We start from the raw sequence: 14605 nt of genomic DNA, 5'->3' as shown, positions 1-14605 counted from the left end.
TTCATAATTGAGGGATGAGAGGTAAGGGATAAGGGGTAAGGGGAAGAGTCATAAGTCGGAAATCAACTACTTCCTACTCCCTGCTCCCTGCTTTTTTGGCATATGCTTTAACGAAGCGATCGTCGAAGAGTTTAGTTAGGTCTGGTTTTTGTTTGGCTAAGCCGACTTCTTCGAGAAATTTGGTCATTTCTCCGGCTGCATACATCAGCGAAGTCATGTTGTTACCTGGTTGAAAGGCTTTGAGGTTTTCTTCCAGGGTGAATATCTTGGTTCCTTTGGCGTATTCCTGGTACTCTGCAACGCTAACTCCTGCACGTTTTGCCATAATTTCTGTTGCTTTGGCTGGTTCTTTTTGCATGTAATCAAGGGTAGCGAACCAGGAATCGACCATTGCTTGCACTTTTTCGGGACTTTCTGCTAAAAACTGACGGCTGACGACAAGATGGTCGGGAATTGCTCCAGGAAATTCTTTGGAACTAAAGAGTTCTTTACTGCCAGGACGCTTTAAGGCTTGAGTGGTAAATGGTGCAAACACGGCAACTGCATCTACTTGTCCACCTACAAAAGCGGCTGCGGCTTGTCCTGTTTCTAAGGGGACAAATTGGATATCTTCTGGCTTCATGCCTGCTTTTTTCATTCCTAATAACAATAGGAAATGATCTACAGCGCCTTCTTCTGCGGCAACTTTTTTGCCTTTCAAATCGGCAATGGTATTGATGCCTTCACGAACAATGACTTTATCGTTACCTGTAGAGTTGTCGTTGACTAGTACGACGACTTTATCTGCACCACCTGAAACGGCACTGATTGTATCGTTGAGAGTTTGACTGTTGGCATTAATTTGTTCGGTTGTTAGGGCATTAATAGATTCTAAATAGCCGTCAAACCATTTCAAATTGACTGAAGCTTGGTTTGCTTCAAAGAGTTTTTGCTCTTGGGCAATTTGCCAAGGAAGCCAACCAGGCCACGCACTGAATCCCAAGCTAGCAGCGTTAGGAGCAGCATCACCAGAAGCAGCAACATCGGTAGTAGTTGTAATATAAACTGCGGGGTTAGTGCAACCTGCTGCGATCGCCAGACCGATGACAAAAAGAAAAATTGATTGAATTATCGCTCGCAGTTTCATTGCTTTTTCTACTAAAAAGTGTATTCACTGACGCGATCTTTCAGCTAAAAATCTTACAATCTAATACGCTTTAGACTAACGGAGTAAGTCCTTTTTTATCCGTTACTTTTGCTACACTTTTTAGAGAATTTGAAGCCTTTAATTATTTAATATTTTTCTAAAGAAATTAGACCGTTGCAGCAGACTATTCGGCATATTTAATATATGCCGAATAGTCTGCTATTTTTAGATTTAACAACTAATGTTTTCTCTTTTCTAACCTCTGATTCTACCGATCTCTAGCTCTTTTTTGGCAATTTGCGATCGCACCCAGTCAAACCATACTGCTAAACCCTCTCCCGTCTTCGCCGCTACGGGGATAATCTTCACGTTTGGGTTAATTTGACGTACATTTGCCACTATTGTGTCAATGTTCATATCTAAATGGATTGCTAAATCAATTTTGGTAATGAGCAAGCAATCAGCTTCGCGAAACATGACTGGATATTTCAGTGGTTTATCTTCTCCTTCCGTAACACTTAGTAGAGCAACTTTGGCGTGTTCGCCTACTTCAAATTCAGCCGGACAAACTAAGTTACCAACGTTTTCTACTAGGACTAAATCGAAATCAGCGGGATTGTATTGATGTTCTAATTGATGAATGCCACCCGCCACCATTTTTGAGTCTAAGTGGCAAGAACGTCCAGTATTAATTGCGATTACAGGTACATTGTATTGACGCAGGCGATCGGCATCCAATTCAGTAGTCATATCGCCTTCAATGACAGCAATTTTGAGATCGTCTTTCAACGCTGCCAATGTTTTTTCGAGTAAGACTGTTTTACCAGCACCAGGGCTACTCATAACATTGAAACAGGTAATTCCCCATTCATCAAAATGGGCGCGGTTATGGTCAGCCCCTTCCTGATTAGCGTGGAGTAAATTAATACCGAGGGCAGCGTCAAATGTTTGGTGCATAACTAGTTACCCCTCATCCTTATTTGAATATTCGATGCGATCGATTTTTAGTTCCCGTCCAGAGCGAATGTCTTCCATAGGAGATTTACACAGCGGACAAGCATATTGCAGTCCAATTTCAGGACGATATTCTTGTTGGCAACGATGGCAAAAAGCAATTAAGGGTGTTTCTTGAATTGCTAGTTTTGCCTCTGCAAGAAAGGTATTGCGCGTTTGAACTTCAAAGGCAAATTCCAAACTGGCAGGCTCTACGCAGGTAAACCGACCCACAATTAGGTGAATTCGGGAGATTTGGGGTTTTTCTGGCTGTGCTTCCCACCAGTCGCGCACGGTAAGAATCAGCGCTTTGGTCATGTCGGTTTCGTGCATAGAGAGGGAGTAGGGAGTAGGGAGTAGGGAGTAGGGAAAAGCACCATTTTGACTTTTAACTTCTCCTTTCTCCCGACAAATGACAAATGACGAATGACAAATGACAAACTAAGTCCAAGCGACGAGTTCGGGTTGGGATTCGGGATAAATGTAAGCTGGTTTCTCTTTGCGGGGTAGTTGTCCCGATAGGACAAGATGCGCCATTGTATCGCAAATTACGCGGGTTGCCATTAGAGAGGTGATATCGCTGATGTCGTAAGGGGGCGATACTTCCACAACTTCTAGACCGCAGACGGGGACTTTTTGCACGATTTTACCCAGTAGTGACAGGGCTTCGCGGGGTAACAAACCGCCTGGTTCGGGCCAGCCAGTACCAGGGACAAATCCTGCATCTATACAATCGATATCAAAACTGATGTAAACGCAGTCTGTACCATCTGTTGCTCTTTGAATCGCAAATTCTGCGGCTGCGTCTAAGCCCATTTCGACGATATCTGTAACTGTGAGAATATTGGTAGCACGATCGCGACAGACTTTCACACCGTTTCTCGGGACTTGCCAACCACCAATACCCAGTTGTACTAAATTCTTAGCTGGCGCATTTTTCATATTAGTGGCGTGAAACCACGGGCAGGTATGCATCCGTTCGTCTAAATCGGTTTCTTGGGTGTCTACGTGGCGATCGAAGTGAATGATACCAACTTTTTTATCTCCTAAATGGCGACATACACCCCTTACTGTGGGAAAACCAATCGAGTGATCGCCACCCAGAATAATTGGAAATGCCCCAGAACTGAAAATGTGGGCAACGCCTTTAGAAATTTGGTCGAAGGATTTTTCGTTGTTGGCGGGAATGGTGAAGATATCTCCAACATCGCAAATCGTAATTTGTTCGCGTAAATCGATACCTAACTCGAAGTTATAAGGCGTGTACAAAGCAGAAATGCGACGGATACCCTGAGGTCCGAATCTGGTTCCAGGTCGATAGGTCGTACCGGAGTCATGGGGAACGCCAACGATCGCCACATCGTAATTTCCTACCTGACGCACATCTTCTAAGTATGGGGCTTTGAGGAAAGTATTGATTCCGGCGTAGTGGGGTAACTCGCCACGAGAAAAAGTAGGAATCGTGCGATCGCGGATACTCTGTGCTGCTTCTAATCCGTATTCTAGTCCTTTCGATACCTCTTGCTGCCATCCTGTCATCGGCAGTCGTGTTTCTAATTCTAAAGCGCGTTGGGCTTCAGTAGGGGGTTGATGATTGTTATTGTCTGGACTCTGAAACAAAGGATTTTCAGAATTATGAGTCATGCGATCGCTCTCACTTAATTTTTCAAAATTTTTCAAACTAGATTAGGTCGCTAATTATGCAAAAAGCCCAGGAGTATAACATCAGTCGTCACAACTGATATTCCTCCCAGGCTTTTCTCCTTCCGTGTCACTAGCTACTCAACTAAAAACTCGGAAAATTTTTAGCATAGCCAGTTTGCTTCTCTTGGACCTGCATTTGCTAAGCGAGCTAACAGCTTAAGCTGAGACGCTACAAACCGGAACCCTAGAAGCTTGGTATTATATACTTGTCTTTTAGCGGTATTCCATACTCAATTAAAAGCAAACTCTGTTTACTTTTGAGTTTACTTTTCTGTAGTATTTGAATGCTGTATACAACCTGCTAATAGCGACATTATCAACCGCCGTATCAGACAACTGTATTAAATGTTACTAAATTTATTAAATATCTAAATTTCATCACATAACTGTCTGCTATCTTTCTGGAGTCGTGAAGGTTACTGGGATGGGACAATACAAATCAGTTGTCAGAGAACAGGGAGCAGGGAGCAGGGAGCAGCGACCAATGACTAATGACCAATGACTAATGACCAATGACTAATGACCAATGACTAATGACCAATGACTAATGACTAATGACCACTCACTATTAAAAATGTTGAAACGGATTGCATCGATTTTACTCGTAGTACTGATGGCGCTGAGTTTATCGGGTTGCGTACTATCAACTGCTGGACTTAAAAGCTTTGTCGATAGCGTTGATGGATATGAGTTCTTGTACCCTAACGGCTGGCTACCAGTTCAAGTAACAGACGGTCCTGATGTCGTATTGCACGATTTGATTGAAACCACAGAGAATGTGTCTGTCGTTATCGGTTCCATAGCAGATGGCAAAACCCTAGCCGATTTGGGAACTCCTGGCGATGTGGGTTATAAACTCGGTAAAAGCGCAATCGCACCCCCTGATTCAGGACGAGAAGCAGAATTAGTCAATGCTGGGCAGCAAGACTATAACGGGAAAACTTACTACATACTAGAATATGCTGTAAAGTTACCCAATCGGCAACAACGGCACAATCTTGCTAGTGTTGCCGTTAGTCGTGGCAAACTCTTTACTTTCAACGCCTCCACCACGGAACAGCGTTGGCAAAAAGCCGCACCAAAGCTACAGCAAATGGTTAAGTCTTTTACAGTGTATTAACAGCGCCCGTAAAAAACCAACAATCATATTGAGATACGCAGTACAGTGAGCAGGTGGTGAGGTTGCCTCACCACCTAAAGCTGCGTAGAAACGTCATCCGTTTATAAGTTCGTATTCCAGTACGTCCGAATTTATTCGTGGGTTATTCTGACAACTGGCATTATGGCTCCTGACTTCTGTGAAAAATGACCAATAATAAATGACCAATGACCGATCGGAATGCTAGATAATAGGAAGGCTTTGTCAATTTCTAGCATTGTCATTACTAACCTGAGTTTGAATCGATAGTTATGCGAACCCACTATTGCGGCGACCTCCGCACAGAAGATATTGGAGCAACAGTTACCCTGTATGGTTGGGTAGACCGTCGCCGCGATCACGGAGGAGTGATTTTCTTAGATTTGCGCGATCGCACGGGACTCGTCCAAATTGTCAGCGATCCCCAACGCACTCCCGATTCATATCGTCAAGCGGAAGCACTGCGGAACGAGTATGTGGTCTGCATTACGGGTAGAGTTACCCAGCGTCCTCCAGAATCTCTCAACCCCAAGCTACCGACAGGGGAAGTCGAAATCTACGCCGATAAAATTGAGTTGCTCAACGCTGTCAGCAAACAGCTACCCTTTCAAGTCAGTACAGCTGAAACCGAGTCAGTACGGGAAGAATTGCGCCTCAAGTATCGATATTTAGATTTGCGTCGCGATCGCATGAATCGCAACCTGCAACTACGCCACCAAGTTATCAAAGCCATGCGCCGTTTTCTAGAAGACGCACAAGGCTTCATTGAAATCGAAACACCAGTACTTACCCGTTCTACTCCTGAAGGTGCGAGAGACTACTTGGTTCCCAGTCGCGCCAACCCCGGTGAATGGTTTGCGTTACCACAATCGCCACAATTATTCAAGCAATTGCTGATGGTATCCGGGTTTGACCGCTACTATCAAATTGCCCGTTGCTTTCGCGATGAAGATTTACGGGCAGATCGTCAGCCAGAATTTACCCAACTAGACATGGAAATGAGTTTCATGTCTCAAGAAGAAATTTTGGAGCTTAACGAAAGTTTAGTTTGTCATATTTTCCAGACAGTTAAAGGGATCGATCTAGCCCGTCCTTTCCCGCGCCTCACCTACGCCGAAGCAATGGCACGCTACGGTAGCGATAAACCAGACACCCGCTTCGATCTGGAATTAGTCGATGTCTCCGATCTCGTCAAAGACTCCGGCTTCAAAGTCTTTTCCAGTGCTGTAAAATCTGGCGGGATTGTCAAAATTCTGCCTATTCCCAACGGCAATGAAGCCATTTCCAACGTGCGGATCAAACCAGGCGGCGATTTATTTAAGGAAGCCGAAAGCGCAGGTGCAAAAGGACTTGCTTATATTCGCGTCCGTGAAGATGGAGAAATCGACACAATTGGTGCAATTAAAGACAACCTCAGCCCCGAACAAAAACAAGAACTCTTGAGTCGCACTGGGGCAAAACCAGGACACCTATTACTATTTGGTGCTGGAGTTACAGATGTAGTCAACAAAACTTTAGACCGCTTGCGACAAGTTATCGGTTACGAATTAGGGCATATCGACCCCAGCAAAATCAATTTGCTGTGGGTGACAGATTTCCCCATGTTTGAATGGAATGCCGACGAAAAGCGTCTAGAAGCGTTACACCATCCCTTTACAGCCCCCCATCCCGATGACCTAAACGACCTCAAAACAGCCCGCGCCCAAGCTTACGATTTAGTCTTCAACGGCTTTGAAGTCGGTGGCGGAAGCTTGCGGATTTATCAACGGGAAGTACAAGAACAGGTCTTTGCCGCAATTGGTTTGTCGATGGAAGAAGCTTATAACAAGTTTGGCTTTCTCCTAGAAGCATTTGAATACGGCACTCCTCCCCACGGCGGGATCGCCTACGGATTAGACCGATTGGTGATGTTACTAACAGGGGAAGAATCAATTCGGGATGCGATCGCCTTTCCAAAAACGCAACAAGCCCGTTGTTTATTAACTGACGCACCCTCTGGAGTCGATGCAAAACAGTTAAAAGAATTGCACGTCGCTTCGACTTATCAACCAAAAGTAGGAGTCGGGAGTCGGGAGTCGGGAGTCGTGAAGAGGGTGTAGGGTGTGGGGTGTGGGGTGTAGGGAATTTAAATTTCTTTCTCCCCCAGCTTCCCCAGCTCTCTTCTCTCCCTCTGCTCCCTGCTCCCTGCTCCCTCATTTAGGGCAATTGCGATCGCAACTTGAGCAAGAACCGAACTTGATTCAATGTAACCGTTTGCTAAGTTTAGGGCAGAATGTATATACCCGAAACTATCCCTACTAGGTGCTGATTTGTCGCCTACACAGTGCCTTAGTGGGCTTATCCCTACACATAAAATTAGGTTGAATCGCACTCAGGAGGCTGATAGCTAGATGGCTGCTACTGATTTTAAGGACTATTACAGTATTTTGGGAGTCAACAAGACTGCCAGTAACGATGAGATTAAACAGGCTTTTCGCAGGCTAGCCCGTAAATTTCACCCGGATGTTAACCCAGGTAACAAGCAAGCCGAGGCGCGATTCAAGGAAGTTAACGAAGCCTACGAAGTGCTGTCAGATCCAGACAAGCGCCGTAAATACGATCAATTCGGTCAGTACTGGAAGCAAGCCGGACAAACTTGGTCGCCTGGTGGCGCTGGTGCTGGTGGGGTTAATGTTGGTTTCGACGATTTTGAGTTTGGTAGATACGGCAGTTTTGATGAGTTTATCAACGATCTCCTCGGTCGTTTTGGTGGCGCTGGCGCACCTGGCGCACCTGGCACACCTGGGGCGCGGACTGGTGGAACTCGTCAGACTTATAGTTATACCACTTCTGGCAGAAAATCTTCTGGAACGAGCGGTTTTGACGGCTTCACCGATCCAATGGCTGGTTTTGACGGTGCCGCAGCTAGCACCGACAGAGAAGCAGCGATCGCCCTCACTTTATCAGAAGCGTTTCACGGCGTACAGAAACGGCTGAGTATTGGTAGTGAAACTATTGAAGTCCGCATTCCGCCAGGGGCAAAACCTGGCAGCCGCGTCCGCGTACGGGGCAAGGGTTTAGTTAATCCTGCTACGCAACAACGAGGCGATTTGTACTTGAAAGTGGACATTCAACCGCACTCTTTCTTCAAGTTTGAAGGCGACAATCTCGTCTGCGAAGTGCCAATTACTCCCGATGAAGCGGTTCTTGGTGCAGCAATTGACGTTCCTACTCCCGATGGTTCTGTCAAGCTTAATGTTCCAGCTGGAGTTCGTTCCGGTCAATCTCTACGTTTACGCAGTAAAGGTTGGATTTTACCAAAAGGTGGACGTACCGATTTGCTAGTAAAAATTGCGATCGTTCCACCCAAAGATTTGAGCAGTACAGAGCGGGAGTATTATGAAAAGATTCGCAGTAGTCGCAGTTTTAATCCCCGCGATCGCTTGCCACAAGCTCACTTATAGTCAACTGATAAATTGGTAGGGTGCATTAATAAGTAACGCACCCTACCAAAACTACTAAAATCTAATCAAGTGCCACTAATATTTGCTCTACACTGGCATTGTGGTCGAGGAAAGAAAACAAGTGTTTGTAACGCAACCTGCCCTGTTTATCTAATACAAACTGAGCGGGTAAAGGCGCGCCTAAAGCTTGTCCCGTGCCGTATGCTCTAAATACATTACAGCTAGGATCGCTCAGTAACGGCATTCTCAAAGCTAAATCTCTGACTACGACCTGACTTTGTTTTTCATCAGTACTCGTAATCATTAATAACTCAATACCGCGATCGCGAAAGCGATCGTACTTCTCATTCACATCTTTAATATGTGGGAAGCAAAAAGGACAGTACTGCTTTTCCGTGAAAATGCGCGTAAAAGCTAAAATGACAGGTTGCTTGCTTCGATATTCCGAAAGCTTAACTTCTCTACCATTAGTAATATCTGGCAATCGGAAGTCTGGTGTTATTGCGCTTAAAGCTAGACTGCTAGTAGCTGGAATTGGCAAGAGATTACGAAAAAAACGCTCGTTGAGTAAGCCGCTAAAATCGTTTGAAGTTAGTACCATTTTTCTAAACAGCGTTTTACAAAACTATATTTTACATAAATATATCTTACAAAACTATAATGACTTTTGCACTGCTTGAACCCATACTCAATTCATGTTCTCAAACAAATACTAGTACTTCAATTGTACGCCGATCGACTTGGTGTCTAGCCTACAGCAACGTTTTGCAAACGCATTTTTGCGCGAAAAAATATTTGTCTCATTCACCTAACACCTTAACATCAGCAGGAAAAAACATAACTGAATTTTTCTGTTTTACCAACTTTAAACCAACCCCAGGAGACAACTCGATTGCCTCCTTAATTGCCTCTGCTAACACAAATAGATCGGGATAGGCAATCGCTTCTAAAACAATAAAAAAACACTGTAAAGCTGTAGCTAGTTCTTGAATCGATTTAGCTTGTCTAACTGCCGTATACAAGTGAGAAGAATGTCGTGTGAGGTTCAAATCCATCTAGATCCCCCCAACCCACGCCACTTTGCTCAACGGAGGATACCTCCGCACGCAAGTGGCTCCCCTTAAAAAGGGGGGCAATGGCAAATTCTAGCATCCTAAATCGCGCATAACTCGCATTGCGGCATTGTGTCCCGCTGCACCAATCACCGAACCTGCGGGGTGGCAACCTGCACTAGCTGAGTATAAACCCTGAATCGGCGTAGCATATGGCAAGCGATCGCTAAATCCAAAAGAATTATCGACGTGATGAATGTGTCCGCGTGTCAAACCAAAATGCTGTTCTAATCTCTGGGGATGGAGGGCAAAAACTTCTTGAACGAGATTGGAAGTACCAGGGGCAAAGCGATCGCAAATTGAGAGTAAATGTCTTACGTAATTCACTTCCTCCTCTTCCCAGGTTGTCCCCTGTAATTCGTAAGGAACCCACTGCACGAACAAAGCTGAATTATGATGCCCTTGCCTATCTTGTAAAGAAGGATCGAGAGTTGTATGAATGTACCATTCAATTGTCGGAAATTCTGGCAGTCTTCCCGCTTCCACATCCGCAAAAGCTTGATACAGATGCATCATCACTTCCGATTCGTCCGGTAATAAATGAATCGTCGTGCCGTACTGACCCCGATTTTCAGGCAAACAAGTAAACTGGGGCAGTTCTCGCAAGCACATATTGACTTTAAAAGTCGTGCCATCTCGCAAGTAACTATCTAGCCTGCGGTTGTAGTCGGCAGCAAAATTCTCCTTACCGACAAGTTGACGCATCCGAAATGGATCGGCGTTAACAATGACAGTTTTAGCAGCAATCTCAGTGCCATCCTGCAACACGACACCCGTTACTACATTCTGAGATACTAAAATTTTATCTACGCCGTACCCAGTCTCAATTTTTGCCCCAGCTTTCACCGCCGCTTCTGCCAGACGATTAGTCACAGTCCCCATTCCGCCTCGTACCACCATCCAAGTACCATCACTCCCGGGGAGGCGACACATATTATGGACGAGAAAATTCATCCCCGTACCTGGAGTATCCCAAGTACCGAATACCCCTGTAAATCCATCGGTGACAGCATACATTGCCTTAACTAAATCGCTTTTAAAATCAAAGCGATCGAGATATTCGCCAACAGACTTGCGACACAGATCGATAAATATAGATCTTAAATGCGATCGCACGTATTTTTCTGCTGTCTCTTCTATCGATAGCGGTTCCTCTAACCACGTCGGGGCAATATCCTCTCTTAACTGTGTCAGTTCCTCTTGCAGTGCCAAATTTGCTTGCCAATCAGCTTCTGAAAAAAAGGCAGTAAACTGCTGCTGCATCTGTGCCGTATCGGAACCAAACAGTAGGTAGCGCCGATCTGTTGTCGGGACGAAATAGTGAGGATCGCGCCGGATCGTTGGTAGATCGATATCTAAAATTTTTAGTAGTTCTGGTGGCATTAACCCCAATAAATACGCGCCTGTAGAAATACCTAAGTTGGGTGCAGTACGAAAAGGTGTTTCTGTCCGACAAGCCCCACCAATGACTTGTTTTTCTTCCAGAACCAACACGTTCAATCCCTGACGGGCAAGTAGTAATGCCGCTACTAATCCATTATGTCCAGCGCCGACGATCGCAATATCTACAGAGTGCTTCATACTAAGTGTTTGCGGTCATATGCTGTCACGGATTGAATTCAAGTTCCAGCATTTTGACTTTTGACTTTTGACTTTTGTACGGGCAGGTTTACGAAGAAACTCTACTCAGAACAGACATTTTAAGTAAACCTGTCCCTACAATCTTGACGCACTCTACGCGATCGCGGGGCTAGACTTTAGCAGTTTTTTACGATCGCGCTGTTTTTTCTGCCTTGCCAATATACATGACTGACGTATTATCTGTAATGCTTGCCCTCAAACTACCCGTTCTCTTGTAGTGCCAGAAAGTAGCGATCGCATCCCAGGGTGAACTTCCAAATAGGCTAAAGCCTTTAATGTCAATATTCGTAAAACTCTGCTGTTGCATCAAACTCGTTAACTCCTCTGGTTTGATGAATTTCTCCCAGTCATGAATCCCGCGATCGATCGCTTTGACAACTCTCTCCAAAAACCAAATCATCATCAACTGCGATTGCACAGTCCTGTTTATCGTGTCAAAACAAAACGTTCCTCCAGGCTGCAAGACGCGATGAATTTCCGTGACAGTTTGTTGCCAATTTGTTACGTGTTCTAAGACATCGACACAAACAACCACATCAAAATAGCGATCGGCATAGGGTAGATCTTCGGCATATCCATACTGATAGTCAATCTTAAACCCAGAAGTTGCAGCATGGGCTTTCGCTGTAGCGATACAACTTTGAGAGCGATCGATGCCGAAAACCTTTGCACCCCGTGCAGCTAAAAATTCGCAAGAAAACCCTCCACCACAACCAACATCCAAAACTCTCAGTCCTTGCCAATTGGTTAAATGGCGATCGAAGTACTGAAAGCGAAGGGGATTAAGGCGGTGCAGGGCGTAGATCCTAGCATCAGGTTGCCACCACTGGGCAGCACTGCGATCGTAAAACTCTAAATCGTTTTTTTTCACTAGCAAACAAATCAGTTATCAGGGAGCAGGGAGCAGGGAGCAGGGAGCAGGGAGCAGGGAGCAGGGAGCAGTTGTCAGTCAACAAATGACTCTTGACCAGTGACCAGTGACCAATGAACAGTTGTCAGTCAACAAATGACCAATGACCAATGACCAATGACCCTTATACAGTCCGCATTGCCACTCTAGCAGCGTCAAAGTCTACCAGCTTAGCCATAGCGCCACTGCTTAAATCTACAGTATAAAGGGCATTTGGTTGTATGTATCTCGGTGCGCCAAAAGCAATCAGTTGGTTAGCGTTGTTGCATAGTAGGCTTTGCAAGCCATTACCCCAAGAGTTGTTATTCAACCGCAATTGTACTAACGGCGTGACACTAGCTTGCGCTAAATTAATTCTGACGAACAACATGTACCAACCAGCAGGGGCAATATTGCGGTTGGATGTCAGAGTCACGGATAAGGAGGTGCTGGTTCTAGAGGCGATCGGCAGATCTACCAGCCGTTGTTCTGTATCTAGTCCGTGCGTTGTTGCCATTGGTCTAATTAGGCTTACCCATTAGATGTTCTGCGCCTGGGGGGTTGTAACCGTGAATGTATTGCCCAAGGAGATTTCTGCGGGTGCGTTTGAATTGTCGGTCGTGTTTGCGAGATGTAAGGCGGGCTGTAAATTTCAATTTGCCTATCCTCACAAGGTAGAGGTGGCGAACTGCCCGGAAGGTTGCCATTACTATCGCATTCATTTAACCGCCTGGGATTACCACTCATGGTGACAACTCTGCCATCTGGTAGCAGTAAGGCAACCGAGTGATAGAGGCGAACTCGGCTAGCTGGAGCTGTCAGCGTCCAAGTCTTAGCGATCGGGTCGTAGATCTCCGCGGTCAGCGTGGCAGCATTCCCAGCTTCATCAAATCCGCTACCGTTACAAACTAAAACCGTGCGATCGGTCAGAATTACGGCGTTGTGGTGCTTGCGAGCAAAGTTGAGCGATGGTGCAGCTGCATATGCAGGGTTACTTGCGTTTAAGTTGATGATACTGACTCTATTGGTTGCCTGATTGGGATTTCCACCCCCAATCACCATGACTCGTTGGTCTTGAGCTGGTGGAAGCAGTACGCTAGCAGCTTGAGCGCCAGAGTCAGGCTGTTACAATGCACCTACGGGTGTTTCAGTAATTCTTTGATTGAAGTTTCCTGGTAAGGTGAGCAGGCGAGCGGAAACACCGTTGTTAAACGCAAAATAGCCTCCTGTATAAAAAACCTGCCCCGTAGCGGTCAAGATCAGATGGGCGTAAAGCTCGAAAGGACTGGTAGCTTGAGAAAAAGCTCTCCAAGAGCTGGAATATATTTCTGGGTTGATTGCTAGATTGCCATTCACATCCAGCCCCGATAAGGCAAAAATTCGACCGTTGCCTAGCGTTAGGACTGTAGGATACTAGCGACCGTACTTCATTGAGGCTATGGCTGTCAGCTGCTCGTTACTCGGATCGAATAAAAAAGCAGAGGTTGCTCCATAGAAAGGGTCGTATTGCAGAGTTCCACCTGCAATCATTAAGCGACCGTCAGCGTGAAACGATTGTCCGGCACAGAAAAGATCGATGGGCAATCCAGATGGATCTGTTGGTGGCGATTGGCTGGTAAACGTGCCGCTATTTATATCCCAAACTACGCTGTTGAAGGGAGAATTAATTCGCGTTGGATTATTTCCCGAACCAGTGAAGAAAAAGACTTTTCCCGTTCGTAGTAACGCTGCATGGACGGGGTTGATCGGGACTTGATAGGACAGAAGTTGCCAGCTACCTACACCACTGCCTTGGGCTATTAGCGTCCCAGCGTCAAGTTTCTTGGTAGGTAAATTAAGTAGTTCATGCTGAATCACTTAAAATTGTATCCTCCTGATGTCAGTTATCAGTTATCAGTTATCAGTTATCAGCAATCGGTATAGTGAGGTAATATGTCGCACCTCTCTATCACGATTAACTAATAGCTAATAGCTCATAACTCATTACTCGTAATTGATGGCTAATTGCGATCGCGTCGATCGCCTCTGTGCTAACTATCTGCATTAATTAGTTTTGTCTGTTTGACTTCAGCCCTAAAATGAGGACAAAAAACGCTGATGACTGCTCTTAGCCTAAACTTTACTCTTGTTTTGTGGTAGATCTAACGTTCAAATGCTTGCCGAGAGCCAATTGGCAATTTTCTCGGTTAAGTTTGAAAACAACTTTAATCCGCGAATATCTTCTCAATATACACGACATATTGTCAAACTCAACTATTTTATTGACAAAGTTTTTATCGAAAAATCATACATTTTATTCGTGCAAATTTTGCACATTTGGCTTGAATCTTTGCAAAAATTTTGTCTTTCTTTAAATAAGAACATGTGGAATAGCCACGTTCTAACACAAGTTATAAAGAGGCAATTCTTACTACTTTGTCTCATTTATTTAAAGAAATAATACAGTAAATCTGCGATCGCGTAAAACAGAATTTAATTGAGTTTTTTTAAGTGTTTTGTCAAAAAAACTACTTTACTTAAAGAATATTTCAATCGAAAAAAAAGATTTTGCCCAAAAAT

At 44.9% G+C, this 14605-nt stretch carries 17 protein-coding genes and 1 riboswitch; of the genes, 3 read left to right on the top strand and 14 right to left on the bottom strand.

All coding sequences use genetic code 11. From position 1 onward, the window contains the following. Positions 1-73: 73 nt before the first annotated feature. From ACRC32_RS15415 to ACRC32_RS15400, 4 genes are all read right to left on the bottom strand, one after another. A complete protein-coding gene (locus tag ACRC32_RS15415; protein ID WP_438554796.1) occupies positions 74-1126 on the bottom strand; it encodes an ABC transporter substrate-binding protein in 1053 nt (350 codons plus the stop codon). Positions 1127-1381: 255 nt separating this feature from the next. Next, positions 1382-2083 (bottom strand): hydrogenase nickel incorporation protein HypB, encoded by a 702-nt coding sequence (gene hypB, locus ACRC32_RS15410; RefSeq protein WP_438554795.1) that lies wholly within the window; start codon positions 2081-2083, stop codon positions 1382-1384. A 6-nt stretch (positions 2084-2089) separates the two neighbouring features. Continuing rightward, positions 2090-2452: a hydrogenase maturation nickel metallochaperone HypA gene (hypA, locus tag ACRC32_RS15405; RefSeq protein ID WP_438554794.1), complete on the bottom strand. Its 363-nt coding sequence runs from the start codon at positions 2450-2452 to the stop codon at positions 2090-2092. A 108-nt stretch (positions 2453-2560) separates the two neighbouring features. Next, the gene (locus ACRC32_RS15400; protein WP_438554793.1) at positions 2561-3763 is read right to left on the bottom strand and encodes an agmatinase family protein; all 1203 of its coding nucleotides are present in this window, start codon (positions 3761-3763) and stop codon (positions 2561-2563) included. A gap of 101 nt (positions 3764-3864) precedes the next feature. Then, positions 3865-4022: riboswitch (guanidine-I (ykkC/yxkD leader) on the bottom strand. A 375-nt stretch (positions 4023-4397) separates the two neighbouring features. Here ACRC32_RS15400 and psbP point away from each other — a divergent pair. Then, positions 4398-4943, top strand: coding sequence for a photosystem II reaction center PsbP (gene psbP, locus ACRC32_RS15395; protein WP_438554797.1), 546 nt, complete (start codon positions 4398-4400; stop codon positions 4941-4943). A 131-nt stretch (positions 4944-5074) separates the two neighbouring features. On the opposite strand, the gene ACRC32_RS15390 is transcribed toward psbP, so the two are convergent. After that, positions 5075-5206 (bottom strand): hypothetical protein, encoded by a 132-nt coding sequence (locus ACRC32_RS15390; RefSeq protein WP_438554792.1) that lies wholly within the window; start codon positions 5204-5206, stop codon positions 5075-5077. Positions 5207-5233: 27 nt separating this feature from the next. On the opposite strand from ACRC32_RS15390, the gene aspS reads away from it, so the two are divergent. Next, positions 5234-7060, top strand: coding sequence for an aspartate--tRNA ligase (gene aspS / locus ACRC32_RS15385; protein ID WP_438554791.1), 1827 nt, complete (start codon positions 5234-5236; stop codon positions 7058-7060). Between the two features lie 26 nt (positions 7061-7086). On the opposite strand, the gene ACRC32_RS15380 is transcribed toward aspS, so the two are convergent. Beyond that, positions 7087-7332 (bottom strand): hypothetical protein, encoded by a 246-nt coding sequence (locus ACRC32_RS15380; protein WP_438554790.1) that lies wholly within the window; start codon positions 7330-7332, stop codon positions 7087-7089. 19 nt (positions 7333-7351) lie between these two features. Here ACRC32_RS15380 and ACRC32_RS15375 point away from each other — a divergent pair, with 19 nt between their 5' ends. Further along, positions 7352-8404 (top strand): DnaJ C-terminal domain-containing protein, encoded by a 1053-nt coding sequence (locus ACRC32_RS15375; protein ID WP_438554789.1) that lies wholly within the window; start codon positions 7352-7354, stop codon positions 8402-8404. A gap of 61 nt (positions 8405-8465) precedes the next feature. On the opposite strand, the gene ACRC32_RS15370 is transcribed toward ACRC32_RS15375, so the two are convergent. The 8 genes from ACRC32_RS15370 to ACRC32_RS15335 form a co-directional block, all read right to left on the bottom strand. After that, on the bottom strand, positions 8466-9005 hold the full coding sequence (locus ACRC32_RS15370) for a peroxiredoxin family protein (protein ID WP_438554788.1): 540 nt from the start codon (positions 9003-9005) through the stop codon (positions 8466-8468). Between the two features lie 199 nt (positions 9006-9204). Next, complete coding sequence (locus ACRC32_RS15365; protein ID WP_438554787.1) at positions 9205-9459, bottom strand: hypothetical protein; 255 nt, start codon at positions 9457-9459, stop codon at positions 9205-9207. A 90-nt stretch (positions 9460-9549) separates the two neighbouring features. Next, positions 9550-11097: a phytoene desaturase family protein gene (locus tag ACRC32_RS15360; RefSeq protein WP_438554786.1), complete on the bottom strand. Its 1548-nt coding sequence runs from the start codon at positions 11095-11097 to the stop codon at positions 9550-9552. Positions 11098-11284: 187 nt separating this feature from the next. Then, entirely contained in the window at positions 11285-12028 is a 744-nt protein-coding gene (ubiG, locus tag ACRC32_RS15355; protein WP_438554785.1) for a bifunctional 2-polyprenyl-6-hydroxyphenol methylase/3-demethylubiquinol 3-O-methyltransferase UbiG, read from the bottom strand. Between the two features lie 163 nt (positions 12029-12191). Then, positions 12192-12563, bottom strand: a complete 372-nt coding sequence (locus ACRC32_RS15350; RefSeq protein ID WP_438554784.1) for a DUF1929 domain-containing protein — start codon at positions 12561-12563, stop codon at positions 12192-12194. A 14-nt stretch (positions 12564-12577) separates the two neighbouring features. Then, a complete protein-coding gene (locus tag ACRC32_RS15345; RefSeq protein WP_438554783.1) occupies positions 12578-13108 on the bottom strand; it encodes a hypothetical protein in 531 nt (176 codons plus the stop codon). A 63-nt stretch (positions 13109-13171) separates the two neighbouring features. Next, a complete protein-coding gene (locus tag ACRC32_RS15340) occupies positions 13172-13402 on the bottom strand; it encodes a hypothetical protein (RefSeq protein ID WP_438554782.1) in 231 nt (76 codons plus the stop codon). Positions 13403-13459: 57 nt separating this feature from the next. Further along, on the bottom strand, positions 13460-13903 hold the full coding sequence (locus ACRC32_RS15335) for a hypothetical protein (RefSeq protein ID WP_438554781.1): 444 nt from the start codon (positions 13901-13903) through the stop codon (positions 13460-13462). Positions 13904-14605: the final 702 nt, after the last annotated feature.

The sequence above is a fragment of the Chroococcidiopsis sp. genome (assembly GCF_051657925.1).
Classification (GTDB): domain Bacteria; phylum Cyanobacteriota; class Cyanobacteriia; order Cyanobacteriales; family Chroococcidiopsidaceae; genus Chroococcidiopsis.
The sequence above is the reverse complement of the archived record's forward strand: the minus strand, read 5'-3'. Positions and strand labels throughout refer to the sequence as shown.